We start from the raw sequence: 22,159 nt of genomic DNA, 5'->3' as shown, positions 1-22,159 counted from the left end.
CTCATCGATCGCTTTACTTCATCCCATTGCGTTCAAATTTTCTTCTCGGGTTCACCCGATCTCTTCCGTTCACTTACCTTTCCCGTTCATTTATCTCCTTGCGTCCATTTATCTCCTTGCGTTCAATTTTCTTCTTACGTTCACTTCATTTGCTCATTGGTTTAACGGGTATGCTGCTTCACTGTGGACAAAGGGCGTTAACAACGTCTTCATCGCGGGATTTTTCCCTACCGGAAGGTCCTTGAACTAGCGGTGCGGATCAAACGGACTTTGGACATGATCGCCGGGTAGTCGGTAAGTACGATATCGTTGTTTTCCGCTAGCCACCTCCAGCAGTTTTTTCTCCAAAAGGGCGCGGAGGATAACTCGGGTGCGATGTTCAGATAGCTGCAAATGGCTTGACAGCTCCATCGGCGTAAATGGCCGCAGCAGTCGGTGAGCATATCTCAGGGTTTCGGCTTCTGCCCAATGGAGTCCGAAAGGTACGGCGCTGCTTAGAAACTTTCCAACGAAGGATAGGACGAGCTGTTTGCATACCCCGGGATCATCCCGGATGGATAAGTAAGCAATCGTAAGGATAAGCCAATCATCCAAAACCAGCAGGGATTGCTTCATGCATAAATCTTTGAATCGGCTGACTTCAATATCCCTGGCATGGCTTCGGTAATCCTGAATTTCGATACATCCTTTGACGTTCCCGGGCATGTACGCAAGGTCCAGATAGCGATACCCGTTATTAAAATCCCTAACCTCGTATTCGGGGTATAAATGATCCAGATTGCCTATGGCCGGAAACCAGACCAAACGCAAAAAATCGAGCGATCCGCGGCTTAATCCTTTCCGGAGTAACTCCCGTCTTCTTGGACTTTTCTCTTCGGCAATCTGTTGCTCCATCCAACTTTGATAGATTTCATCAAACCTGCTCATTCCATGTCACATCCGATCCGAAAAAATAAAAAACCGCCCCGATACATCCATGCTCGCATGAACATGACGTAACAAAGCGGTATGTGCTTCACACCCTATAATTGCATACAATGTACCATTAAAAGGGAAAATATTCAAGCTTAACTGCTCCATTGGAGCATTGAAACCGACCCCGACCCAATCTTGGGCCAAAAAAGTCAGGTTAAGCCATAGTCTCCATAAAACTTGAGCGCACCTGGTCGGGCATGTTTTGTTCTCACAGGGATCGTGCCGCTATATTGAAATGGCAGAATGCTGCGATTCGCTCATAAACGTACTCTCTAGAATCCACGACACCAAAAAGACATCCATTGGGGGGCTTTTTTGAGGGGAAGGACACTTGCTCCAGGGGAGGAGTCCCGCACGGATGGCCGATTGCAAATTCTAACGGTTGTGACAGCGACTATGTAGCTCAAAATAGCTATCTGCAAATTCTAACGGTTACCATCGAGCTTATTGACGAGATTATCCTATGATGTTCCTCCATAATGCCTAAATAACGTCAATCAGAACCGTTAAAATTCCAAAAGCAACAATTTCTTGGCATTAAGCGCAGTGGCAACCGTTAGAACTGTTCACTCCGCATTCATCAACATATCTTTAAGATCACCATGACTCCCCGCGAGCGCCTTACACTTCAACTTCAGCATAACTCCCCGCGAGTGCCTTGCTCTTCACGATCATCGTTGTCTCCTCACGATCGCAAACTCCCTGCGCAACCCGCCACTTTCAAAGTAAACTTCATTCCCGCAAGGGCGGTTACACCGTCAAACCCGAAATCGGTGCCAGCCGCGACCATTGCTTTCCTTTTCGCTAGCGGCCATCAGCGCCATTTTCCCCAACACAACTGCCACACAACAGGGCGCGACGCAATTCGGGTCCGATGCAGCAATCAATCGCCAATCCAATTACGGCAACCGTTCAAATATTCGCCTTTACAAATTCATGCGTCATTTCGGCTACGCGCCGATTTCCCGCCTCCGTAAAACCATGGCCCTCGCCTGGAAATATCTCGATCCTCCCACGAGGATATAATTTTGAAGCTTTTTCGCCATACTCAAGCGCCACGACCGCATCTTGATCGCCATGAAATATCAGAACATTTTTGTTATATCCACCTACATGTTCGAATACGTCGTACCCGTGAATCGTCTCGAAAAACGCTCGGCCGAGCGTCATTCCCCAAAGCTCTTGCGTGTCCGGAATGCTTTCAAGCGTAGGAAATCTTTCGTTCCATTGGTCCGGGATGCAGAATGCCGGATATAATAACAGAACGCCTTTCACGTCATCCATACGCTCCTCGGCGGTCAGCGCCGTGACCAAACCCCCTTGGCTACCGCCAAACAGAAAAATATGGTCCGCATCGACGTTTTCCCATGTTTTCACATGATCCAGTACGGTGCATAAATCTTCTTTCTCCGTAAACAAGGTCATTTCCGTCGTCTTAGAATCGCTTTTTGAATTCACGGAACCGCCGCAGAAATCAAAACAATACGCCCCCACGCCATGGGACGCCAGATATTCGGCATGCATCGTAAAATCGGCATTTGTTCCGTTGTAGCCATGACTGAAAATAACGACGGGACACTTTTTTTCATGCTTTGGCATATAGGAAATGCCGAAAATGTTCCTGCCGCGATGTGCGATTTTTACTGTGTTTGTTATGTAATCGTTCATGCTTGAACCCCCGTTCGTTGAAGTTTGCTTGCAAAGGGATGCCCTGGGTTGCTTCTTCAAGCCATACATTGCCGCATTCCAAACAACCAGAGCTTACCTACCAAATTATACTGTATCTGAGCATTTTAGGAATGGCCCGTGATGATTTTTTTGGCTTCCGGAGCGGAAAGTTCACTTTAAAGAAAATGGACCGGCCGGGCGAATCTTCCTGCGATGCGAAACGATCGGCACAATCGGAAAACAGAATGCAGACGTCGAAACTTGCGCAAAAAGTATTGATCCCACGAACGGGTTGCCTGTAAAATAGGAAAATATGACCAGTATGGAGGTATAGGTAAAATGGACGAGCTGACGGTCGCTCCCCCTAAAAAACGCAAGTTATGGATATGGATCCCGATATCCGTTCTTTGCATATGCGTGTTGGGCGCAATAGGCCTATTTAGCTATCAGAAATATGAAAGTTATAGCGTAGCACGAGATTACGAGGAACAATTTTCCGCATTGCAGCAAAAGGCAAAGACGTTTGCCGACAAAATCAACTCGACCCCGGATGAATCCTTGAGTTTCCCGGAGCTGGTGGATTACTACCAGAAACTGAAGAAGGAAAACACGTTCGAAGACCAGCTGAAAGATTTAAACAACAATCCCAAATACGCAAGCGTCAAAAACAAAATGTCGGCCGATGCCTTAATGATGACAAAAGCTTCGAATGAGCTGAATCAAATTTTGGGCGACATCGACAATATCCAAGTCTTACTGCAGAAAAACGCCGTCCTGGACGACGACATCCAAGTGCTGGAGACCTCCACGACCACGACCATCGGCGACTACGATTCCAAAGTATCCGACTTGATCGGTCAAAACAGCCAAATCCGCGACGAGCTGGCGGGAACGCTGGTCCACAATTATTTGAAGAATGCGCATAATCGGTTTCTGGAGGCCATTACATACCGGGGAAAATATTTGACGGAGAGCAGGGCGGCCAACGATGCTTATGTGGCGGCGATCGAAGCCGGGGAAGAATCCGAACGGCAAAGCCGATTGGCTCAACAATACATCAAGGAAGGCAATAACAGCTTTTATTTTAGCAGCGCATATTATAATTTATCCGACGAGGCCTATCAAAACGCATCCGACAATAACGAGATCGTCAAAGAGAAGCTTCAGCAGCATGAAAGCCATCGGCGGGAAGCGGCTCGCATGCTCGAAAAGTACCAGCAACTGATCAATCTGACGGGCACCCCGCAAAGCGAAGTGCTGGTAAACGGAGCAACCAACCCGAATCCACCTAATTCCGCCGTATCCGCTGCCAAGAAAGACGTTCAAGTTAGCGGCGATCATCCCGCGGAACACATTCCGGACATTACCATCAAAGCAGCCATGGTCGGTTATTTGAACAGCGCGGTTCGGGCGACCTCCAACTATGATTTCAGCGTCATGGAGCCGTATCTGAATCCGTCGGGCAAGGCATACAAGGAAGCCAAGGACTATTTGGGTTACTTGCAGAAAAAAGGCATCTACGAGGAGCTTATCTCTTCCGAGGTGACTTCGATTCAGCGGTTGTCCGAGGATCGGTTTAAAGCGTATACGCGGGAAACATACAACATTTATTACAACGACGGATCCATGAAAACCAAATCGTTCAAATCCCAATTTATTTTGGTCCATACGGATCAAGGGGTTCAAGTCGATGAATTGTTGCGTACCGATCAAATCAAATAAAGCGGCGCACAAATGTTAAAAATAGGAAACGCGATAACAGGTTCGCATACGTCGAAACAAAAAGAAGCAGCAGCCGTTCAGGCTGCTGCTTTGTTTTTATATAAAATGGCTGATCTCGACGAACTGTCTCTCCAGCGGGGAAAGCTCATAGTTTTGGCGGGTCACCAAATACTTTTCGATGTATCGGTCACCCGGCGGGAGTTCGAAATAATCCGTCACCCCGAATTGCCGCGCGATGGTTTTGGAGATCAATGTAACCCCCATGCCTAATGAGCTTAGCTGAAGCAGCGTCTCGAACACGCCGACTTCCGTTTTAGGGCCTTGTTTGATGCCGTTGGCAACGCAGATGCGCTCCAGGATGGAGGCGTATAAGCAATCTTTCGAAAGAATAAGCTGGGTTTTGCCTTGAAGGGCTTGGATCAGATTGGCGCTGGACCCGATGTTTTTGCCGGCCAAAACCATTTCCTCGGTTCCGATCGGCTTGTAAGTAAGTTGGGCCCGGTCGGATTTGCCGATGGTATAAGCGAGATCGATATGACCCTGCAACAACTCGTTTTCCATCGTCTCGGTCGTCCCTGTTTTGAGCGTGACGGACAAAGCGGGATACTTCCGATATAAATTCGCAAACGCCTCCGCAATATTCGTGCCGACGGCAGACTGCATCGTGCCTATCCGAAGCTTTAATTCCCGCTGCTGCATTTCCTGTTCGGTTTCTTCCCATAAAAGAATGATTCTTTTGAATTGCTTGTACAGCTTTTCGCCTTCCGGCGTCAATTCCATTCCGCGGGCGCTTCGGAGAAACAGCTGCCGTTGATAATGGCTTTCGATCTTTTTAATTTTGGCCGTCATGTTGGATTGCAGATGATTCAAGCTCGCGGCAGCGGCCGATACGCTTTTCAGCTCGGCAACGGCAACGAAAGCAAGCATATTTTCAATTTCCAATGAGATTCCCCTTATCAAAAAAAATGATAGCTGTATCTCGATTATACATTATTCATGATGGATTTTCTTCGATACACTTGGAATAGCCGTAAAGGAATGGAGGAATAAAAAATGGAGCATAAGCGCATCAAAACAGGCATTATTGGGGGCTCCTTAAACAATCAATGGGCAAGCAAAACGCATATTCCGGCGCTGCAAACCAGCACCCGGCATCAAATCACCGCCATTGCAACGTCCCGAATGGAGAGTGCGGTCAAGAGCGCGGCTGCATTAGGGGCGCCACTCGCTTTTGCAGACTACAGGGAATTATGCGAGAGCCCGGAGGTTGAGCTGGTGATCGTGAGCGTCAAGGTTCCTTTTCATTACGAAGCCGTAAAAACGGCCATTGCTGCCGGGAAACATGTCTACTGCGAATGGCCTTTGGCCGTGACGTTGGATCAGGCGCAAGAATTGGCGAAGCTCGCCGATCAAGCCGGCATTCATCATGCGATCGGCCTGCAGGCCAGACAATCGGCAGCCATTCAAGAGGTCAAACGACGGTTGGAGCAAGGTGAATTCGGCCGCATTCTATCTTGCAGCATCCATGCGTCCACGCAAGGGAAAGGAAGGGTGACGGACCGAAACGGCGCCTATTTGTTAAAAGAGGAGCATGGCGCAACCCTTCTGTCGATTAACGGCGGGCATTCCCTGGATGTGCTGCGTGGTCTGCTCGGTGACTTTAAGGAACTGACGGCCATCATGAACATCCATGATGTTGAGGCGACCGTGCTCGAAACGGGTGAAAAAGTAGAAAAGGATACGGCCGACCAAATCATGATCCAAGGGACGCTGGAGCGGGGCACCTCCGTTTCGGTTCACGTTCAGGGAGGAACCTATCCCGGTTTCCGCATGGAAATCCAAGGAGAAAAAGGCGTCATCCGATTGAAACAGCGCCATTCCGTCGGACATGTGCAGTTTGGGAACCTGCTGGTGCAGCAAAAACGGTATGCTTCAAGCCACTTGGTGGCGCATGGCGACGACGATGGCTTCGAGACGATTTATGGGGAAGGGGAGCAGCTGCACTCGCCGATGCTGGATGTTTTGAAGGCTCATGAGCTTTTCGCCAGGGACATGATTGACGGCACTTTTGCATCGCCCGATTTTCATGATGCGGTTCAACTGCATAAGCTGCTGGAGTCCGTCCGAACCGCTGCCGTTACCGGCTGCAAAATAGCGCCTTGTTCAATAAGTTGATTCGTTGCTTTCCGATCAACACCCGGCTATCGATGCGATGGCCGGGTGTTTTTTAGCTTAAGAAAGCCACAAACAATGGTACCGTTTTTTCCATCGGAATCTATTGGCGAAAATCATTCAACAGGTCATGCTATTCGTGGATGAGCATATGGATGAAAATATGACCCGCGAAGATGCTGAAAATGGAGCGGGCATCCATCTGCGGCAAGTCGAGCGGGTAATGGTCCATGAGGCGGCGGATCGGCTTAGAAATATGGATCCTTAGTTATTTGCGGGGGTGTGCAAGAAGCACGCGGGCAAAAGCCCGCCGGACTTCCAATAAAGCAGAAAAAAGGAGGCGGCAACATGAAGGAACAAACAGCGGATATCGTGATCATCGGCGGCAGCGTTGGCGGCGTGGCCGCGGCGCTGGCGGCTTGCAGGCTTGGGAAAAAGGTGATTCTGACCGAGGAATGCGCCTGGATCGGCGGGCAGCTGACGAATCAGGCGGTACCGCCGGATGAGCATCAATGGATCGAGCAGTTCGGGGCGACGCGCAGCTATCGCGATTACCGGGAGCAGGTTCGCCGGTATTACCGGACGTTTTTCCCGCTGACCGCGGACGCCGCCGTCCAGCCGCTGCTCAATCCGGGCAATGCCCTGGTCAGCCGAATCAGCCACGACCCGAGGGTTGCCCATGCCGTGCTGCAGGCAATGCTTGCCCCGTACGAACATAGCGGCCGGCTGCGTATTTTTACCGGTTGGAAGGCTACCGGATGCGAAGCGGACAACGGTCAGGTCAGAGCGGTCACGGTTACGCAGCTGGGCAGCGGCGACCAAATGGCCTTGTCCGGCCGTTTCGTGCTGGACGCGACGGAATGCGGCGACTTGCTCCCGCTAGCCGGCATCGATTACGTCACGGGGGCCGAATCCCGGCTTGAAACCGGGGAACCGCATGCCTTGGAGGGAGCCGCTGACCCGATGGACATGCAGGCGGTGACGCACTGCTTTGCGGTGGACTACCTGGAAGGCGAAGACCATACGATCGATAAACCGAAAGATTACGAGTTTTGGCGGCAATATCAGGCGGATTTTTGGCCGGAACGCCAGCTGAGCTGGTTTTCTCCGCAGCCGCGGACGCTGAAAAAGGTCGAATACGCGCTGTTTCCGCGGGACGGACTTTTTTCGTTGTGGAATTACCGGAGGATCATCGACAAGGAGCTTTTCCGCGAGGGGGCATTTGCCAGCGACATCACGATCGTGAACTGGCCGCAAAACGACTATTGGCTGGGCCCGGTCATTGACGTCCCGGGGGAGGAGCGGCTCCGCCATTTGGAGGGCGCCCGCCAGCTCAGCCTTTCGCTGCTGTATTGGATGCAGACCGAAGCGCCAAGGCCGGACGGCAAGCAGGGATACCCGGGACTTCGGCTGCGAGCGGACGTGTGCGGGACGGACGACGGACTGGCCCAACAGGTCTACATTCGGGAATCGCGGCGAATACGCGCGCGCTTTACGGTCAAGGAGCAGCACGTCAATCCGGACTGTACGGGCACGAAGCTGGCCGCGCCGTTTCGGGACTCCGTCGGCATCGGCTTCTATCACATCGACCTGCATCCGAGCACGGCGGGACGAAATTACATCGACGTGGAAAGCGTTCCGTTCCAGATTCCTCTGGGAAGCCTGATTCCGGAGCAAGGCGGCAACCTGCTGCCGGCCTGCAAAAATATCGGGACGACCCACATTACGAACGGCTGCTACCGCCTGCACCCGGTGGAATGGAATATCGGCGAGGCGGCGGGTTTGCTGGCTGCATTTTGCCTGAATCGCGGGTCGATGCCCTCGGATGTTCATGAGCAAGGCTCCCTGCTGGAGGATTTTCAGCGCTTGCTTCAGGACCAGGGCATTGAACTGTCTTGGCCGCTTTAGCGGGAAACTGTGGCCACAGAGGGGATCATTCCGAATCGCTAATAAAAATTATGATGATGACAGACCCTGTCACTATTAGCGGTTATGATGAAAATGTACCGACCGATGCTGATGAGGCGGCGGCGAGAAGCTCATTCAAGAAAGGATGAATCCATGATGTATGTGACGGTTTCGGATTTGATCACGGAATGGAACAAGGAAGCTGCATTAACCCAAAACATTTTGAACGCCTTGACCGATGAATCATTAAAGCAGCAGGTGTATCCCGGAGGGCGTACGCTGGGAAGGATTGCGTGGCATTTCGTCTCGAACATCCCGGATTACTTGACCGAATTCGGGGTTGCGACCGAGCGGGTGCCCAATCCGGATGATGTGCCTTCAGCCCAAGAAATCGCCGAGACTTTTAAAAAGATAAGCGAGCGTGCAGCCCAAGCGGTTGAAGAACAATGGACGGACGACGATTTGAAGCAGGTGCAAAACGCTTTTGGCAGACTGGAAACGAATGCGTCCATCTTTATGGGATTGATCAAGCATATCGTCCATCACCGGGGACAGGTTACCGTGCTTATGCGTCAGGCGGGATTAAACATCCCTGCGGTGTATGGTCCCTCCAAGGAAGGTTGGATACAAATGGGGGTTACGCCGCCGGTGTAAAAAGAGCTGAAGGCAAAAGCAATGTTGGGGGTTAAGAGCTAATTTCATGCAAGGAAGAGGCTATCCCGCGGACGCGAAGTCCGAGGGATAGCTTTTTTATGCTTTTTTCTAAGCTTTCACAGCAAAAAAGCAGCCCTTCCGGGCCGCTCCTCAAGCTTGCATGGCCGGTTTTAGCGTCCGCCGCTTTGGTTTTTCCGGTCCTGCGGCTGTTCCCTTCTGAATCACGGGTTGTTACGAACGGGATTTGCTTTTCAGCCATTCCTCGAACTGATGCAGCGTCCTGACGTGATCGTCCAGCACGGCGGTATAAATGTCGAAGCTTTTCACTTCGTTTCCGTATTCGGGGCGCGATGCCCATGCATGTTTGATCGTCAGGATGGATTCGCGCAGCTCGGGGGTGAGCCGCTTGGGCAACGTTTCAATATGCTTCAGGTCCGGCTGCTTGTCCGGCTCGTCCACGAACCATATATCCAGTTTCCAATCCATGCCGCTTTGGGCCCGGTATTTTAATCCGATGTAAAACCCGTCGGGGTAGTTGATATCCGTATTCCAGATCCCCGTATCGTTCAGGAAGCGAAGCTCCCTGACGCCCTGCTTGACCATCAGCATCGTGGCGATCTCCGCCACTTGATCCATGTCGAGTTTGGGGCAGACCACGGTTATGTCCAGATCCCTCCATGCCATTAATCCGAGAGCTGCGCTGCCGACCCGTACCGGATTGCCGGCTAATGACAGCAGATCGTCCATGTCCAGTTCTTCCGCCACCCTGTTTGCTTCGGCTTGCAGCTGATCCTGGCGCCTCAATAATTCATTTTCGCACATGTTGATTCACGCTCCATTCCATAGAAAACGATTTGAACCCTGCAATGCCTGCCTCTTCTGAAGGGCCTAACGCTGCAAAAGCGTCGCAACCCCTGCAAACTTTCGGCAAGGGCATGCGACGCGCAAAGTCCAAGACACCCGGGCCGCTGCATTTCTTCTTGGCCCGGGTGTCTTTCACCGCAAAGAACTTTATTTTTATTTCCTCCGACGGGATCAGTTGCGAACGCCGTTCACGGGCGTTACCTTAAGGGCGTAGAACGCTCCTTTTTTGTTGATTTTTCCGGTGATGGTCGGAGCGCCTTTTTTGGTGAAGGTGTATTCGTTTTTCTTGATCTGTACCGAATAACCGTTCATTTGAAGTCCGAAGATGGATTTGACTTTCGGTTTGGCCGCGGCAAGGGCCTGGTTTTTGCTGAGCACGGGTTTGGCGAACGATTTGGCGAAATCCTGGTCGTTAGCCCAATCCTGGCCATGCAGATTTTCCACTTCCCACACTTTGCCGGTTTTGACGCCGATCGCTACATGGTTGGCATTTTCGTTGTCCTGGAAGTTCCAGACGAATTCCTTGTCCCCCTTTTTCTCGCGCGAAGCAAATTGGAGCGGTTTGATCACGTGGCTGCCGAGCGATTTCAGGGAACGGTTCGCCTTGTTGACCAGGGCCGCTTTCATGTCCTTCAAAGGATACGTGATGCTGGCCGTGATCTGGTTGCCTTGATCCAAATCGATGTACAGGCTCTGGCTGTTCCCCCAGAGAACCCAGTAGTTCCGCGGAACGTTATCCTGATAAGGGGAGTACACCCGCCAGATGGCTTCCGTTTTGAATTTGCGGTCGGTATCGAAGGTTTTCAGGAACGAGGCCGTTTTGTTGGCGAGCGTCGCTCCCAGCACGGCGTTCGTATTGGAAGTTTTGTAAATGATGCTGGTCGACTCGACCCGTTTTTTGGCCGGATTGTACATCTGCTCGAATTCCGCCTTCACCGCCCCGTTGACGTAGCCGCTGATGATCCAGGTGGCTCCGGAGGTATCTGCGTGCGTGAAATCGATCTTGCCCTTTCCGGCGAGCTTATTCAAAACTTTCGTCAATTCGTTCAGCGTTGCCTGATCCAGCCCGGCAGGGGCGGATTGCGCTATTTGCACATCGGCCTGGCTTGTCTGCGGCGCAGCATAGATGGGAGCGGCCGACAGCAGCAGCGCCAGGGCCGCAGCGGATAAAGTGATGGATTTGAATTTTTTCATTTTGTTTCCCTCCTGTGTCTTGATCCACAGATGTATTCGTGGTTTACGAGATATTAGACGAATCAAATCAGGGATATGTTTCATTTTTAGGCAAGCTTATCCTGAACGTCTCCGATTTTGTCCTGAACGTCATGCCGGAGCCCTTCGGAAGCACTGTCGCAGCGAATGAGCTGCCGGTGAAGACAAAACGGCAGGCGAGTATCGTTCAAGATGTTACAATGGCGGCACCAACGTCGAAGGAGGAGCTGCGATGCTGCTGAATTCCAAAAAGAAAAAAATGTTATTTTATGGCATTATGGTCGCCGTATGGGGAGGCGCAGGCATCATATATGCGGTCAAAAGCAACCTGCTGTTCTCCGCCGCGGCATTTGTGGTTGCGCTCGCCATGGCGGCCAAACTTTACGGCGCGGTCAAAAGCCCGGACCGGGAAGGTTAGGTGCGGACATGATCCTTGAAACGAGGCATGTAACGGGTTGGTATACGAAACATGCGCCGGTGATCCGGCAGGTGAATCTGGAAATCGAGCCGGGAAAAGTATATGCGCTGCTGGGCGCCAACGGCGCGGGGAAAACGACGCTGCTGAACGTCCTGGCTTCGATTCACGGCCAATACAGCGGGGAGGTCCGTTATTGCGGCGAGAAGCTGACGGGCAAAAACGACAAGCGGGTGAAGCGTTATCGGTATTTCATACCGGATCATCCCGCCTTGTTCGACGAAATGTCGCCGCTTGCTTTTATGGATTTCGTGCACCGCTTATACGGAAAAACGGTGGATTCGCCACGGTTGGCGGCGTTATGCGAGACCTTCGGCTTCGAGACGTTCCTTCACCGGAAGATCGGCGCCTTGTCGCTGGGCAACAGGCAGAAGACGGCACTGATCAACGGGCTGCTGCTGGAATGTCCGCTGCTGATTCTGGACGAACCGCTGGTCGGCCTGGATGCCGTCGCGATCGAACGGATTTACGGGGAGCTGCGCGCTTATGCGCAGCGGGGGAATGCCGTGCTGCTGTCCACGCATTTATTCCCCATCGTTAGCCGGATCTGCGACGAGGCTTTGATTTTGCACCAGGGAACGATACGGGAAACCGTCGCCGTACATGGGGAAGAGCAGGTCAAAGCGGCGTTTTTCCGGGTGATCGGCCATGAATGACGTTCGCGCCTTGTTTCGCGTGCTGCTGCTGGACGAAATCAAGGGGAGGCGGCCGCTGAAGGAATTGGCGGCGATCCTCGTGCTCATCGTCGTCCTGTTTTGCGTCGTTCCTTCGGAATACACGGCTGTTCACGCCCGATCCCTCGGTGTCCTCTTGAAAGGAACGGCCGCCGCCGCCCTGTATTTGTCCTTGCTGTCCGGTTTATCCAAGCTCAAAGACCGGAAATACAAGCTGCTGCTCGCCATGCCGGTGGGGAAAACCACGTTGATGTTGCTGTATGCCGCCGTCGTATGGATCAAACATATCGGGCTCCGGGTGATGCCCTTTGTGTTGGCCATTCTTGCCTCAAACGTTTCCTATAGAAACATTACGTTGCTGGAGGGCGCCGGCGGGGGGCTGATGTGCGCGGCCGCCGGGCTGGCAGCGTGCTGGTGCGGCATAAGCGCGGTCTTCTTTTTGGGCGACCGGGGGTTTTTGCGGTCCAGGCCCGAAAGATCGGCGATGAAGTTTGGCTGGATCAGAAGAGAGTTCGTGCGTTTTGCGGGCGAAAAGGTGCTTTTCCTGAACCATGCCGGATACTCGCTGTTTCTGGTTTTTTTCTTATACATGTCCACCGCGGTCTCCCGCGCCGGCGTAGAGTTGATCCTGTTTTTGCTGGTGCTGCTGTCGACGTGCTCGACTCCCGGGGTGCTGTTTTCCTGGGAGAAACCGTACCGCCAGCTGCTCCTGTCGCTGCCCGTGTCCCGCGGCGGCCTATTCGCCGGCAAATATATATTCGCCTTGGCGATCATGTTTCCCTTATATGCCGCTGCCTACGGCATCGTTTGCGCATTTGGGCCCGGCCTGGATCGCTGGGGGCTGCTTGCGATGATGGCGATATCCCTCGGATTAACGACGCTCGTCAAGCTGTATTACGATATGAAGCGGCCGAATTACGATTGGAGCCATCCCCGCCAAATGTTCGAACATAAACGGAAGTATATGCTGTGGCTGATCTCGGTCACCGTCTCGGTTCCCTTGATGGTATACTCTTATATGTCGATCTGGTTTGCAGGGGCCTTGCAGATGGTTTTTGCAGGGTGTCTTCTGTATGCAATCCGAAAAGGGAGGACCCAAGGGTAATGGAATTTGGTGTGCGGAAGCCGGTGGCTCGGCATGGATTTTAGTACGGCATGGATTGTTCTGTTGTTTTTTGTGCTGTTTTTTTTGAAAACGAAAGACGCGGCGGCAGCGGCCTTGTTCGGCGTGCTTAATTTCGTGAATTGCCTGTTCGCCATGCAAATCAGCCGGATCGTTATGGGCGAGATGCTGAAGGTCCGGGACCCGGCCGCGGAACAGCTTTTCCTGTTTGCGTTCATCGGGGTCGTCGCGTATCTGGCCGGCAGGTTATTTCGGGGCGGCGGGAGCCGGAACGGCTTTGGGGCGCAGCATCTGTTCTCTTTGCGCCAGCGCATATGGATCACGTTCGGCAATATGTGCATGATGATGGGCGGCGTCTATCTTTCGCTCTTTTTTTTCGCCAATGCCGGCGGGGGACAGGACATGGTGCTGCACACCCTGTTGCTGACCGTCTATATGGCGGTCATCGTTTCAAGCCACCGGCTATATACATACACGTTCAAAAAAGAAATGGAGAAGCGGCAGTTGAAGCAGGAACTGGGGCAGCTTGAAAAATACGCGGATTCCCTGGAGGACGTGCTGCATGACATGCGGATATTCAAACATGATTATGCCAACATTTTGTCGACCCTGCAGGGGTTCATCGAGGAAGAAAAATACGAGGAACTGAAAACCTATTTCTATCGGGACGTATGCGCTTATTCGGACAAGCTGCTGCAGATGAACACGAGGCTGTCCCTGCTTGGGCGCATCAAGATCACGCCGCTCAAGGGCATGATTTCCTCGAAAATGTTGAAGGCTCTCGCGGAGCAAATCGACGTGTTTGTCGACATCGAGGAAGACATCCATGAGGTGGACATTTCCGCGCTTGATTTGTGCCGGATCATGGGAATCCTGCTGGACAACGCCATCGAAGCCGCCCGGGAAACGACGGAACCGATCATCAGGCTGGGGATCGTATCCCGTAAGGACAAGGTTTTGTTTATCGTCCAAAACAGCTGCCCGGAACGGACGCCCCCGATCTATAAAATGTTTGAAGCGGGATTTTCCACGAAAGGGGAGAACCGGGGCATCGGTTTGCCCGCCGTGCGCGAATTGCTCGACCGCAAATATCCCGAAGCCATCCTGGACACGGAAATCGATCCCGAATCGATGACATTGACGCAGCGGCTTGCGGTCCGAACAGCCGTCCGCGAACAAACGAATCCGAAAGCAGAGGAGATGACGTGATGCTTAACGTTTATATATGCGAGGACAACGAGCGGCAGCGCGAACAAATCGAACGGCTCGTGTCGCATTCGATCATCAAGCACAAGCTGGATATGGAGGTGGCCTGCTCGACGGGGGATTACCGCGAATTGCTCGAACAGTCCGGGAAGGACGGCCATCCGTCCTTGTTTTTGCTGGACATCGATCTGAAAGCCGACATCAACGGCATTCAGCTTGGGGGGATGCTGCGCGACCGGAACCCCGATTGCCTGATCGCGTTTATCACCACCCATTCGGAGCTGAGTTATTTGACCTTCCAATACAAAGTGGAGGCGTTTGATTTTATGATCAAGGACGACCCCGGCCAATTCGCCTTGAGGCTGGAGGACTGCCTTTGCAAGGCGTATGAGCGGCATTTGAAAAAGGGCGGCGATCCGCGCCGGATGACGATCGAAACCGAGGAATCCATCATCAACGTCAAATATGAGGACGTGCTTTTTTTCGAAACGTCGTTTTTGCCCCACAAAATCAAGCTGCATGAGCGAAACAGGCAGATCGAATTTTACGGAACGTTGAAGGAGCTCGAAACGCAGCTGGACGACCGGTTTTACCGCTGCCACAAGGCATACATCGTCAATCTGGACAATATACGCGAAATTGACAAGCGGAAACGGATCATCCTGATGGCCAACGGCGAAACCTGTTACGTATCCTTCCGGTATTACGGCGGGCTGGTTCAGGCGATGAAGGAGAGGATGGGGGAATCCCCGTAGACGGGTTGAAGGCGATGAGGCCGGCGACTTGGCAAAAACGCAAAAAACAAGCCGACGATCGGAGCTAGACCGATATCGGCTTGTTATTTTTCGTTTGTATGAGTCAGGTCGACCGTGCGATGGATGCCGGAATGAATTCAGGATGGTTCCGGAGCCTGCCATCCCATGACGAATTCCGCTTGTCCCGTCTCCTCGTCGACGGTTTCCTCCAAGACGGAAAAGCCTTGACGTTCATAAAAATGAATCGCATTTTCGTTATCTTTGTATACTTTGAGCTCGAGTTTCGGAACGCGTTCCTTGACGTATTCCATCAGGGCCCGGCCGTAACCTTTGCCCTGATGGTCCGGGTGCACGAACAAAGCGGCGAGCAGATGCTGAACGACCGAAATAAATCCTGCGATTTCCCCTTCGTTCTCCAGCACGTAGCTTTCGGCCATCGGCAGGTAGACGCTGCGCATGTCCTCCTGTTTGGATTGCCAATAGGCGCCATCGATGAAATGGTGCGCTTGTTCGGAGGCGGCCAGCCATAGGCTGATGACGGCGTCCATATCCTCTTCGTTCATGAGGCGGATTTGCATCGTTTCGACTCCTTTCATTGCTTCTGTAATCCAGACCGAGTGTAAAAGTTTTCCTGGACGGTGTCAATACATCGATAGAATAGAACTCCAATCAAAGCCCCGCCGGGTACGGCCGGTTCATTAATTTTGGAGAGTCTGTCACATGGGCGCGGGTTCCGTTCGTAGGAATAGATATAAAGGGGGGAGAGACATTGCAGGATTTGCAGTTGCCTCAGATCGTGTCCGACATTCTCGCGGGGGATCCGGCCAAATACGAGCTGATCATGCGCAAGTATCAACGGGCCATCCGGGAAGCTGTCCTTTTTGCGCTTGTTACGGACAAGCGAATCTATATGATTATAATAAAAGAAGTGCATTTAGATTTAGGCAATCATTTCGAGCCGTGGATCAGGGAGGAACGATGAACCATATTTTGATCGTCGATGACGAAGAAGACCTGCGCAAGCTGTTGTCGGACTATTTTGAGGTCAACGGATACGCCGTCATGACGGCAAAGGACGGGAACGAGGCGCTGCGGAAGCTTGAAAAGCAGCCGGATATCGTGCTGCTCGATATCAATATGCCCGAAATGAACGGTTTGGACTTATGCCGGAAGATCCGGAGCTTCGTGTCCTGCCCGATTTTATTTCTGACGGCAAGATTGGAGGATGCCGATAAAATATCCGGTTTTCAGGCCGGCGGGGACGATTATATCCAAAAGCCGTTCAGCATCCATGAACTGGGCGCCAGGGTGGAAGCGCACCTGCGCCGGGAAATGAGGAACCGGCAAAAATCTTCGGTCAGGTTCAGCGAAGAGCTGGCCATCGATTATTCGGAGCGGGCGCTGTACGGTTACGGCCGGCATATTCCGCTGGCAAAAAAAGAGTTCGACATCGTCGAGCTTCTGTCCGCGCATCCCGGCATGGTTTTTGATAAAGAGCGTATTTACGAACGGGTTTGGGGGCCGGACGAAGAAGGAGAAAGCTCCGTGATCGCGGAACACGTCCGGCGCATCCGGAACAAGCTGAAGGAGCACGGCTGCGAGGGCTGGATCGAAACCGTCTGGGGGGTGGGATACAAATGGCGAAAATCCTCAGCCGTTTTCGATTGAAAAATATGAGCATGCTGCAAACGTTTATCCTGTTTCATTGCCTCTACTTGGCCGCCGTTTTAACTGCCATCGTGTTCGAATTCGATTGGGCCGCCCGCCTTCAGCTGCATTTTGCCGGCCATCCTTACGGGAACGATTGGGTTTTGCCGGCCCAGATCGCGGCCATGCTGCTGACGGTCGGCATCGGCCTGGTCATCATGGGCAGTCTTTTTTATCGGCTGAAATTAAAAAAACCTTTGGACGTGCTCATGAGCGCATCGGAGAAAATATCGGCGAACGATCTCGGGTTTCATGTGGTTTATGACGGCAAGGACGAGATGGGCGAGCTGTGCCGGGCGTTTGAAAAGATGCGCAGCCAGATGGAGAACAATTTTAAAGCCCTATGGCGTTCGGTAGAGGAACGCAATCAACTGAATGCCATCTTTGCCCACGATCTGAGGACGCCGCTTTCCGTCATGAAAGGATACGTTGAATTCACTGCCGCTTATTTGCCGCAAAAAAAGATCTCCGAGGAAAAACTTCTGGAAACGATGCAAACGATGCAAACCCACATTTTGCGGATGGAGCGTTACGTAGAGGCCATGAACTCGATTCAGAAGCTGGAGGACATACCGGTTAACCGGCGGGAGACGGCGTTCGCGCTCCTGACCGGCCAGCTGGATGACACCGCCCGGCGGATCGCCGGCCATCACGGGAAAACGTTCGGCTCGCGCCAAGCCGCGGATTCGGCGAAGGTGTTTGTCGATACGGATCTTGCGATGCAGGTGTTCGAAAATATGATGGCCAATGCGGCGCGTTATGCCGCCGGCCGGATCGAAGCCGAGTACGTTGTAGCAAACGGCATGTTGACGATCACCGTCGGGGATGACGGCCCGGGGTTCTCCGATGAAGCGCTGCAAAAGGCTTTGCTCCCTTTTTACCGGAGCGAGGGACCGGAAGCAAGCGGGCATCAAGGATTGGGATTATATATCTGCTCAGTGCTTTGCCGGAAACATCAGGGCGGATTGCGGGCCGCAAACGGTCCCCTTGGCGGCGGCATGGTAACCGCAAGTTTTTATGCCGAGTTGATAAATCGTTGAAAATTGTAAGATAGCATAGCCTTATCTCAAGATAAGGAGTGCTTGATATGAATCGCCTCAACCAAACAATTTTTGCGTGCTTCATCTGCATGATGACCGTTTTGGCCGCCGCATGGCCATCCGCCGCCGGCGCTGCCGGAACCCGGAGCCGAGCGGAGATGGTGTCCGAGATCGACGAATACGTTCAAAAAAATATGAAGCTGAACCATATTCCCGGCGCGTCCTTGGCGATCGCGAAGGGAGATGGCACGTTTTATGCGAAAGGTTACGGCACGGCTTCGGACGGCAAAGGCATCACCGCGACGACGCCTATGCCGATCGCCTCTTTAAGCAAATCGATGACGGCGCTGGCCGTGCTGCAGCTGGCCGACCTGGGGCGGATCGACCTGGATGCGCCGTATGTCTCCTATGTTCCGGATATAAAGCCTGCGGATGAGCGCGTGACCCGCATCACGATCCGCCATCTGCTGAATCAGACCAGCGGCTTGAACGACAAAACGAATCCGGACATGACGAGGCCAACCCCCTTCCGGAAGCTGGAGGAGGTCGCCTCTTCGCTGAACGGGGTAAAGCTTGCGGCCGATCCCGGAAAAACATACAGCTATCACAATCCGCTCGACCAGCTGCTGGCGCTGCTGGTCGAGCGGGTCAGCGGACAGCGTTTTTCCGACTATCTTCATGATCACGTCTTTGGGCCGCTGGGAATGAAGGACACGTTCAACGTCAGCGCCACCGAACAAATCAACGCCAATCCGGCCATTCCGGCAGGGCATTACGTGCTGCTGGGCAAGCCGGTCGCCAAAGAAGAGCCCTCATGGTTTATCGGCGGCCCCGCCGGCGTCGTTTCCACGGCCGAGGATATGGCCAAATGGATGCGTGCGCAATACGATGCCAAGCTGCTCTCCCCCGGTCTCTTGAAGCAGTACCATGCCGCGGGGGAGCAGGGGCCGTACGGCATGGGATGGCTCGCGTCCGATGAGCCGGACGTTGGCCGGACGATCTCCCATTCGGGCATCCTTTGGACGTATAAGTCGGAAGAAACGATAGATCTGGATCAGCGGTTGGGGATCGCGATGATGTTTGATGCCGGCCTCAACGCATTTATCGATTATTCCGCGTTTGTCAGAGGCATCGCCGACATCATGGACGGAGGGAAAGCCGAAGTTTCGGCGGTGAACAGCCGGAATGCGGAAACGGTGCTGATGGCGCTGATGGCAGCTACCGTTCTGTGGGGAGGGTTTTCGCTCTATAGGCAAATCAAGCATCGAAACCGGGCCGCGATGTCCCGCCGGAAGCTGATCTTTGCGGCGATTCGGGCTTTGCTGCCGATGTTGATACTGGCCTTATTATCGCCGATAGTGACTTTCATCGGCGGCGGAAGGGTGCTGCCTTGGCAGGGCATATGGATGACGCTGCCGTCCGTCATGTTATGGCTGGGGCTCCTGTCCCTGGCCGGCATCGCAAGCTTCGTCTGCCGCTGCGTGCTGTATCGAAAAACGCGCCGCGGATCGGGAATATCCGCATAACCAAAAAAACACCGGGGATACCGGTGTTTTTTCGGTTTCTCAAGCGACCGTCCCAATGATGTTCACGAGCGCGAATCTTAGAATCCGGGCATGTCGCTGTTCCGAAGTTGCGTTCCGAAGTTACGTTTCGATCTGCCGCGAAACCCGTTCTCCCAGCTCCGGATCAGCGCTGCTCAGATACCCCAATACGATGCGCCGCGTTTCCGGGGAGATGCCTGCCAGATCGGCCGCAAGATTATCCACGAGATGGTCCTGCTGCACCTGGGAAAGCGTGCGGTAAAACTCGCCGGCTTGCGCAAAATCATCCGGTTCGGCCAGGTCGGCACGCACCAGCTTTCCTTGCACGAATCTGCCGCCGCCGCTGGTGACGAGCGCTTCCGGGGACCAGTTTTCCTGATGATTGACCGGCAGCCTGCGGAAATCCGGACCGAGGCGCATCCGCTGCGAATCCCAATAAATGTTGGCGCGTCCCTGCAGCATTTTGTCGTCGGACAGCTCGACGCCTTCCAGCAGGTTCGACGGCGAAAAGGCGATTTTTTCCACCTGCTCCTTATAGTCATCGGGATTTCGGTTGAGGATCAGCCGTCCGACGGGTTTCAAAGGATACTGCTTCTCGTCCCAAATCTTGGTATCGTCCAGCGGGTTGTAGGGAAGCCGGGCGGCGTCTTCCGGGTCCATCAGCTGCACGTAAAGCCCGTAATCGACCGTTTTTCCCGCCGCGATCGTATCGTGCAGATCTTTGCCCGCAATATCGGGATATTCGCCGGCCAGCCGGACGGCCTCATGCCGATCGATGTACTGCTCTCCGCGGAAAGGGATCCAGTGGTACTTCACGTATGTGCGGACGCCCTGCGCATTCCGCCAAACGAAGGTATTGACGCTGTGCCCCTTCATGAAGCGGAAGCTTCTGACCGTGCCTACGTCGGAATAAAGCCAGACGAGAAAGTTCGTGGACTCCGGCGCCCTGGCGACGAAACTCCAGAAGCGTTCGGGGTCGATCAGGTTGTTTTTCGGGGAAGGGAGGAAGGCGTTGATCGTTTCCGGAAAACGCATGGCGTCCCGGACGGAAAATACCGGGATGTGGTTGCAGAGCAGATCGAAAACGCCTTGCTCCGTATAAAATTTGGTGGAGAAGCCGCGCACGTTGCGGGAAGTGTCCGGGGTGCCCTTCGTGCTGACGGCAAGCGAGAACCTGACGGTGACCGGAACCTGCTGGCCGGGCTGCTGCAAAAAGCAGAGCTTGGTATATTCCGCCATGGGATGTATGGTATGAAAATATCCGAAAGCGCCGTAGCCTTTGACGTGCACGGGCCGTTCCGGAATTTTGCTATGTATGAAGGTTTCCAGCGTCTCATGCATGATATTGTCCTGTTCCAAGACGGGACCGTCCTCGCCAACCGTCTGCGAATGGAAAGCTGCCGGAACGTCTCCCGACCATTCATTTTTATCCTTCATGTTTCGACCTCCCCAGTGGTTCTCTCGAAAAACCGAATGAAGATAAGCTGCGGTGCCATGCTGGCTATATAGACAGTATATTGCGCGCGGAAGAAATAAATTTCTAAAATATATTCAAAATATTCCTTGACGGGAATATTCCAAAAGGGTTATGTTATAACCATAGCAGGCGAACGAGAAACATTCGGAGGAAACAATCCATTTGGGGAGGAAATAGCATGTTGAAACAATCGTTGAAAGCGGAAGGCAAAGAGTTATTCATTGAGCGTATTTTCAATGCGCCGCGCGAGCTGGTGTTCCAGGCATTTTCGGATGCGGAGCATTTGAAGCAGTGGTGGGGACCGCGCGGATGGACCGTCCCGGTTTGCCATGTCGACTTCCGCCCGGGCGGCGTCTGGCATTATTGCATGAAATGCGTCGATCCGAACCAGGGCGATTTTTACGGCTTTGAATCCTGGGGCAAAGGGGTCTATCAGGATATCGTGAAAAACGAAAAAATCGTATATGTCGATTATTTCTCCGATGCCGAAGGCAACGTTGCGGAAGGCATGCCGGCCCCTCTGATCACGTTGACGTTCGAAGAGCATGACGGCAAAACGAAATTCGTGAATCACGCGGCATACGAATCCGCCGAAGCGCTTCAAAAGGTGCTTGATATGGGAATGGAACAAGGATTTACGGAAACGATGGATCGGCTTGAGGAGCATTTGCAGGCAAATCAATAAGCGGCTTTTTACGCTGGTTTTTTATGCAAAAAGAAAGGGTGAGGGTGGAAGCCTCGCCCTTTTTCGGTACGCCCAGCATGGGCGTCATCTCTAGGGTGAAAGTCCCGAACGGGGGCTGGCGAGCGCCTACCGTTAGCCAAGGGCAAGGGTGTCTGCCGCGAGGCAGAATCTGAAGGAAGCCGGAGGCAAAAGCACGGGCCAAGGTACACGAACTGGATTTGAGGCAGGGATAGCCGGATGAGCTGCCCGAACACAGCGAAATCCCAAGCCGCCAAGAGCTATTTCTGTAAACTCCAGT

General features: G+C 53.0%; 21 protein-coding genes. 14 read left to right on the top strand and 7 right to left on the bottom strand.

Annotated elements, in window-relative coordinates; all coding sequences use genetic code 11:
* Positions 1 to 246: 246 nt before the first annotated feature.
* Together KI367_RS20180 and KI367_RS20175 are read right to left on the bottom strand one after the other, a co-directional pair.
* Positions 247 to 927, bottom strand: a complete 681-nt coding sequence (locus tag KI367_RS20180; protein WP_052146847.1) for a hypothetical protein — start codon at positions 925 to 927, stop codon at positions 247 to 249.
* Positions 928 to 1,887: 960 nt separating this feature from the next.
* The gene (locus KI367_RS20175; protein ID WP_212951932.1) at positions 1,888 to 2,643 is read right to left on the bottom strand and encodes an alpha/beta hydrolase family protein; all 756 of its coding nucleotides are present in this window, start codon (positions 2,641 to 2,643) and stop codon (positions 1,888 to 1,890) included.
* Between the two features lie 501 nt (positions 2,644 to 3,144).
* On the opposite strand from KI367_RS20175, the gene KI367_RS20170 reads away from it, so the two are divergent.
* Positions 3,145 to 4,365, top strand: a complete 1,221-nt coding sequence (locus KI367_RS20170) for a TcaA NTF2-like domain-containing protein (protein WP_212951930.1) — start codon at positions 3,145 to 3,147, stop codon at positions 4,363 to 4,365.
* 96 nt (positions 4,366 to 4,461) lie between these two features.
* Here KI367_RS20170 and KI367_RS20165 read toward each other — a convergent pair whose 3' ends face one another.
* A complete protein-coding gene (locus tag KI367_RS20165) occupies positions 4,462 to 5,307 on the bottom strand; it encodes a LysR family transcriptional regulator (protein ID WP_212951928.1) in 846 nt (281 codons plus the stop codon).
* 111 nt (positions 5,308 to 5,418) lie between these two features.
* Here KI367_RS20165 and KI367_RS20160 point away from each other — a divergent pair, with 111 nt between their 5' ends.
* From KI367_RS20160 to KI367_RS20150, 3 genes are all read left to right on the top strand, one after another.
* On the top strand, positions 5,419 to 6,540 hold the full coding sequence (locus KI367_RS20160) for a Gfo/Idh/MocA family protein (RefSeq protein WP_212951926.1): 1,122 nt from the start codon (positions 5,419 to 5,421) through the stop codon (positions 6,538 to 6,540).
* 345 nt (positions 6,541 to 6,885) lie between these two features.
* On the top strand, positions 6,886 to 8,445 hold the full coding sequence (locus KI367_RS20155) for an FAD-dependent oxidoreductase (protein ID WP_212951919.1): 1,560 nt from the start codon (positions 6,886 to 6,888) through the stop codon (positions 8,443 to 8,445).
* A 156-nt stretch (positions 8,446 to 8,601) separates the two neighbouring features.
* Entirely contained in the window at positions 8,602 to 9,099 is a 498-nt protein-coding gene (locus KI367_RS20150) for a DinB family protein (protein WP_036707897.1), read from the top strand.
* 231 nt (positions 9,100 to 9,330) lie between these two features.
* On the opposite strand, the gene KI367_RS20145 is transcribed toward KI367_RS20150, so the two are convergent.
* Both KI367_RS20145 and KI367_RS20140 read right to left on the bottom strand, forming a co-directional pair.
* On the bottom strand, positions 9,331 to 9,921 hold the full coding sequence (locus tag KI367_RS20145; protein ID WP_212951917.1) for a hypothetical protein: 591 nt from the start codon (positions 9,919 to 9,921) through the stop codon (positions 9,331 to 9,333).
* Between the two features lie 213 nt (positions 9,922 to 10,134).
* Positions 10,135 to 11,157 carry a hypothetical protein gene (locus tag KI367_RS20140; RefSeq protein WP_036707899.1) on the bottom strand — a complete coding sequence of 341 codons (1,023 nt, stop codon included), beginning with the start codon at positions 11,155 to 11,157 and terminating at the stop codon, positions 10,135 to 10,137.
* A gap of 250 nt (positions 11,158 to 11,407) precedes the next feature.
* Between KI367_RS20140 and KI367_RS20135 the strand changes: the two genes are divergently transcribed.
* The 5 genes from KI367_RS20135 to KI367_RS20115 are packed head-to-tail and all read left to right on the top strand — an operon-like array spanning position 11,408 to position 15,408.
* On the top strand, positions 11,408 to 11,593 hold the full coding sequence (locus KI367_RS20135) for a hypothetical protein (protein ID WP_212951915.1): 186 nt from the start codon (positions 11,408 to 11,410) through the stop codon (positions 11,591 to 11,593).
* Positions 11,594 to 11,601: 8 nt separating this feature from the next.
* Positions 11,602 to 12,306, top strand: coding sequence for an ATP-binding cassette domain-containing protein (locus KI367_RS20130; protein ID WP_212951914.1), 705 nt, complete (start codon positions 11,602 to 11,604; stop codon positions 12,304 to 12,306).
* Positions 12,299 to 13,429, top strand: coding sequence for a hypothetical protein (locus KI367_RS20125; protein WP_212951912.1), 1,131 nt, complete (start codon positions 12,299 to 12,301; stop codon positions 13,427 to 13,429). The genes KI367_RS20130 and KI367_RS20125 overlap by 8 nt, the downstream gene beginning before the upstream one ends.
* Before the next feature lie 33 nt (positions 13,430 to 13,462).
* Positions 13,463 to 14,656, top strand: a complete 1,194-nt coding sequence (locus KI367_RS20120) for a sensor histidine kinase (RefSeq protein WP_212951911.1) — start codon at positions 13,463 to 13,465, stop codon at positions 14,654 to 14,656.
* Positions 14,656 to 15,408, top strand: a complete 753-nt coding sequence (locus KI367_RS20115) for a LytR/AlgR family response regulator transcription factor (protein ID WP_212951909.1) — start codon at positions 14,656 to 14,658, stop codon at positions 15,406 to 15,408. Before KI367_RS20120 ends, KI367_RS20115 begins: the two co-directional genes overlap by 1 nt.
* Positions 15,409 to 15,545: 137 nt before the next feature.
* Here KI367_RS20115 and KI367_RS20110 read toward each other — a convergent pair whose 3' ends face one another.
* The gene (locus tag KI367_RS20110; RefSeq protein ID WP_246537139.1) at positions 15,546 to 16,004 is read right to left on the bottom strand and encodes an N-acetyltransferase; all 459 of its coding nucleotides are present in this window, start codon (positions 16,002 to 16,004) and stop codon (positions 15,546 to 15,548) included.
* 173 nt (positions 16,005 to 16,177) lie between these two features.
* On the opposite strand from KI367_RS20110, the gene KI367_RS20105 reads away from it, so the two are divergent.
* The 4 genes from KI367_RS20105 to KI367_RS20090 are packed head-to-tail and all read left to right on the top strand — an operon-like array spanning position 16,178 to position 19,681.
* Entirely contained in the window at positions 16,178 to 16,390 is a 213-nt protein-coding gene (locus tag KI367_RS20105; protein WP_036707912.1) for a hypothetical protein, read from the top strand.
* The gene (locus KI367_RS20100) at positions 16,387 to 17,076 is read left to right on the top strand and encodes a response regulator transcription factor (protein ID WP_036707915.1); all 690 of its coding nucleotides are present in this window, start codon (positions 16,387 to 16,389) and stop codon (positions 17,074 to 17,076) included. The genes KI367_RS20105 and KI367_RS20100 overlap by 4 nt, the downstream gene beginning before the upstream one ends.
* On the top strand, positions 17,046 to 18,155 hold the full coding sequence (locus KI367_RS20095; protein WP_212951908.1) for a HAMP domain-containing sensor histidine kinase: 1,110 nt from the start codon (positions 17,046 to 17,048) through the stop codon (positions 18,153 to 18,155). The genes KI367_RS20100 and KI367_RS20095 overlap by 31 nt, the downstream gene beginning before the upstream one ends.
* A 47-nt stretch (positions 18,156 to 18,202) precedes the next feature.
* On the top strand, positions 18,203 to 19,681 hold the full coding sequence (locus KI367_RS20090; protein ID WP_246537137.1) for a serine hydrolase domain-containing protein: 1,479 nt from the start codon (positions 18,203 to 18,205) through the stop codon (positions 19,679 to 19,681).
* A 120-nt stretch (positions 19,682 to 19,801) separates the two neighbouring features.
* On the opposite strand, the gene KI367_RS20085 is transcribed toward KI367_RS20090, so the two are convergent.
* Positions 19,802 to 21,136: a catalase gene (locus KI367_RS20085; protein ID WP_212951906.1), complete on the bottom strand. Its 1,335-nt coding sequence runs from the start codon at positions 21,134 to 21,136 to the stop codon at positions 19,802 to 19,804.
* Between the two features lie 218 nt (positions 21,137 to 21,354).
* Here KI367_RS20085 and KI367_RS20080 point away from each other — a divergent pair, with 218 nt between their 5' ends.
* Positions 21,355 to 21,861, top strand: a complete 507-nt coding sequence (locus KI367_RS20080) for an SRPBCC domain-containing protein (protein ID WP_212951905.1) — start codon at positions 21,355 to 21,357, stop codon at positions 21,859 to 21,861.
* Positions 21,862 to 22,159 lie beyond the last annotated feature (298 nt).

Source organism: Paenibacillus cookii (assembly GCF_018333375.1).
Taxonomy (GTDB): Bacteria; Bacillota; Bacilli; order Paenibacillales; family Paenibacillaceae; genus Paenibacillus_AQ; species Paenibacillus_AQ cookii.
Note: the sequence above shows the minus strand (reverse complement) of the source record. Positions and strands in the feature narration are given on the sequence as shown.

Bases quoted from the DNA above. Each gene is read 5' to 3' on its own strand.
- KI367_RS20180 (WP_052146847.1), bottom strand. From the start codon at position 927: ATGAGCAGGTTTGATGAAATCTATCAAAGTTGGATGGAGCAACAGATT.
- KI367_RS20175 (WP_212951932.1), bottom strand. From the start codon at position 2,643: ATGAACGATTACATAACAAACACAGTAAAAATCGCACATCGCGGCAGG.
- KI367_RS20160 (WP_212951926.1), top strand. From the start codon at position 5,419: ATGGAGCATAAGCGCATCAAAACAGGCATTATTGGGGGCTCCTTAAAC.
- KI367_RS20155 (WP_212951919.1), top strand. From the start codon at position 6,886: ATGAAGGAACAAACAGCGGATATCGTGATCATCGGCGGCAGCGTTGGC.
- KI367_RS20150 (WP_036707897.1), top strand. From the start codon at position 8,602: ATGTATGTGACGGTTTCGGATTTGATCACGGAATGGAACAAGGAAGCT.
- KI367_RS20145 (WP_212951917.1), bottom strand. From the start codon at position 9,921: ATGTGCGAAAATGAATTATTGAGGCGCCAGGATCAGCTGCAAGCCGAA.
- KI367_RS20140 (WP_036707899.1), bottom strand. From the start codon at position 11,157: ATGAAAAAATTCAAATCCATCACTTTATCCGCTGCGGCCCTGGCGCTG.
- KI367_RS20135 (WP_212951915.1), top strand. From the start codon at position 11,408: ATGCTGCTGAATTCCAAAAAGAAAAAAATGTTATTTTATGGCATTATG.
- KI367_RS20130 (WP_212951914.1), top strand. From the start codon at position 11,602: ATGATCCTTGAAACGAGGCATGTAACGGGTTGGTATACGAAACATGCG.
- KI367_RS20125 (WP_212951912.1), top strand. From the start codon at position 12,299: ATGAATGACGTTCGCGCCTTGTTTCGCGTGCTGCTGCTGGACGAAATC.
- KI367_RS20120 (WP_212951911.1), top strand. From the start codon at position 13,463: ATGGATTTTAGTACGGCATGGATTGTTCTGTTGTTTTTTGTGCTGTTT.
- KI367_RS20115 (WP_212951909.1), top strand. From the start codon at position 14,656: ATGCTTAACGTTTATATATGCGAGGACAACGAGCGGCAGCGCGAACAA.
- KI367_RS20110 (WP_246537139.1), bottom strand. From the start codon at position 16,004: ATGAAAGGAGTCGAAACGATGCAAATCCGCCTCATGAACGAAGAGGAT.
- KI367_RS20100 (WP_036707915.1), top strand. From the start codon at position 16,387: ATGAACCATATTTTGATCGTCGATGACGAAGAAGACCTGCGCAAGCTG.
- KI367_RS20095 (WP_212951908.1), top strand. From the start codon at position 17,046: ATGGCGAAAATCCTCAGCCGTTTTCGATTGAAAAATATGAGCATGCTG.
- KI367_RS20090 (WP_246537137.1), top strand. From the start codon at position 18,203: ATGAATCGCCTCAACCAAACAATTTTTGCGTGCTTCATCTGCATGATG.
- KI367_RS20085 (WP_212951906.1), bottom strand. From the start codon at position 21,136: ATGAAGGATAAAAATGAATGGTCGGGAGACGTTCCGGCAGCTTTCCAT.
- KI367_RS20080 (WP_212951905.1), top strand. From the start codon at position 21,355: ATGTTGAAACAATCGTTGAAAGCGGAAGGCAAAGAGTTATTCATTGAG.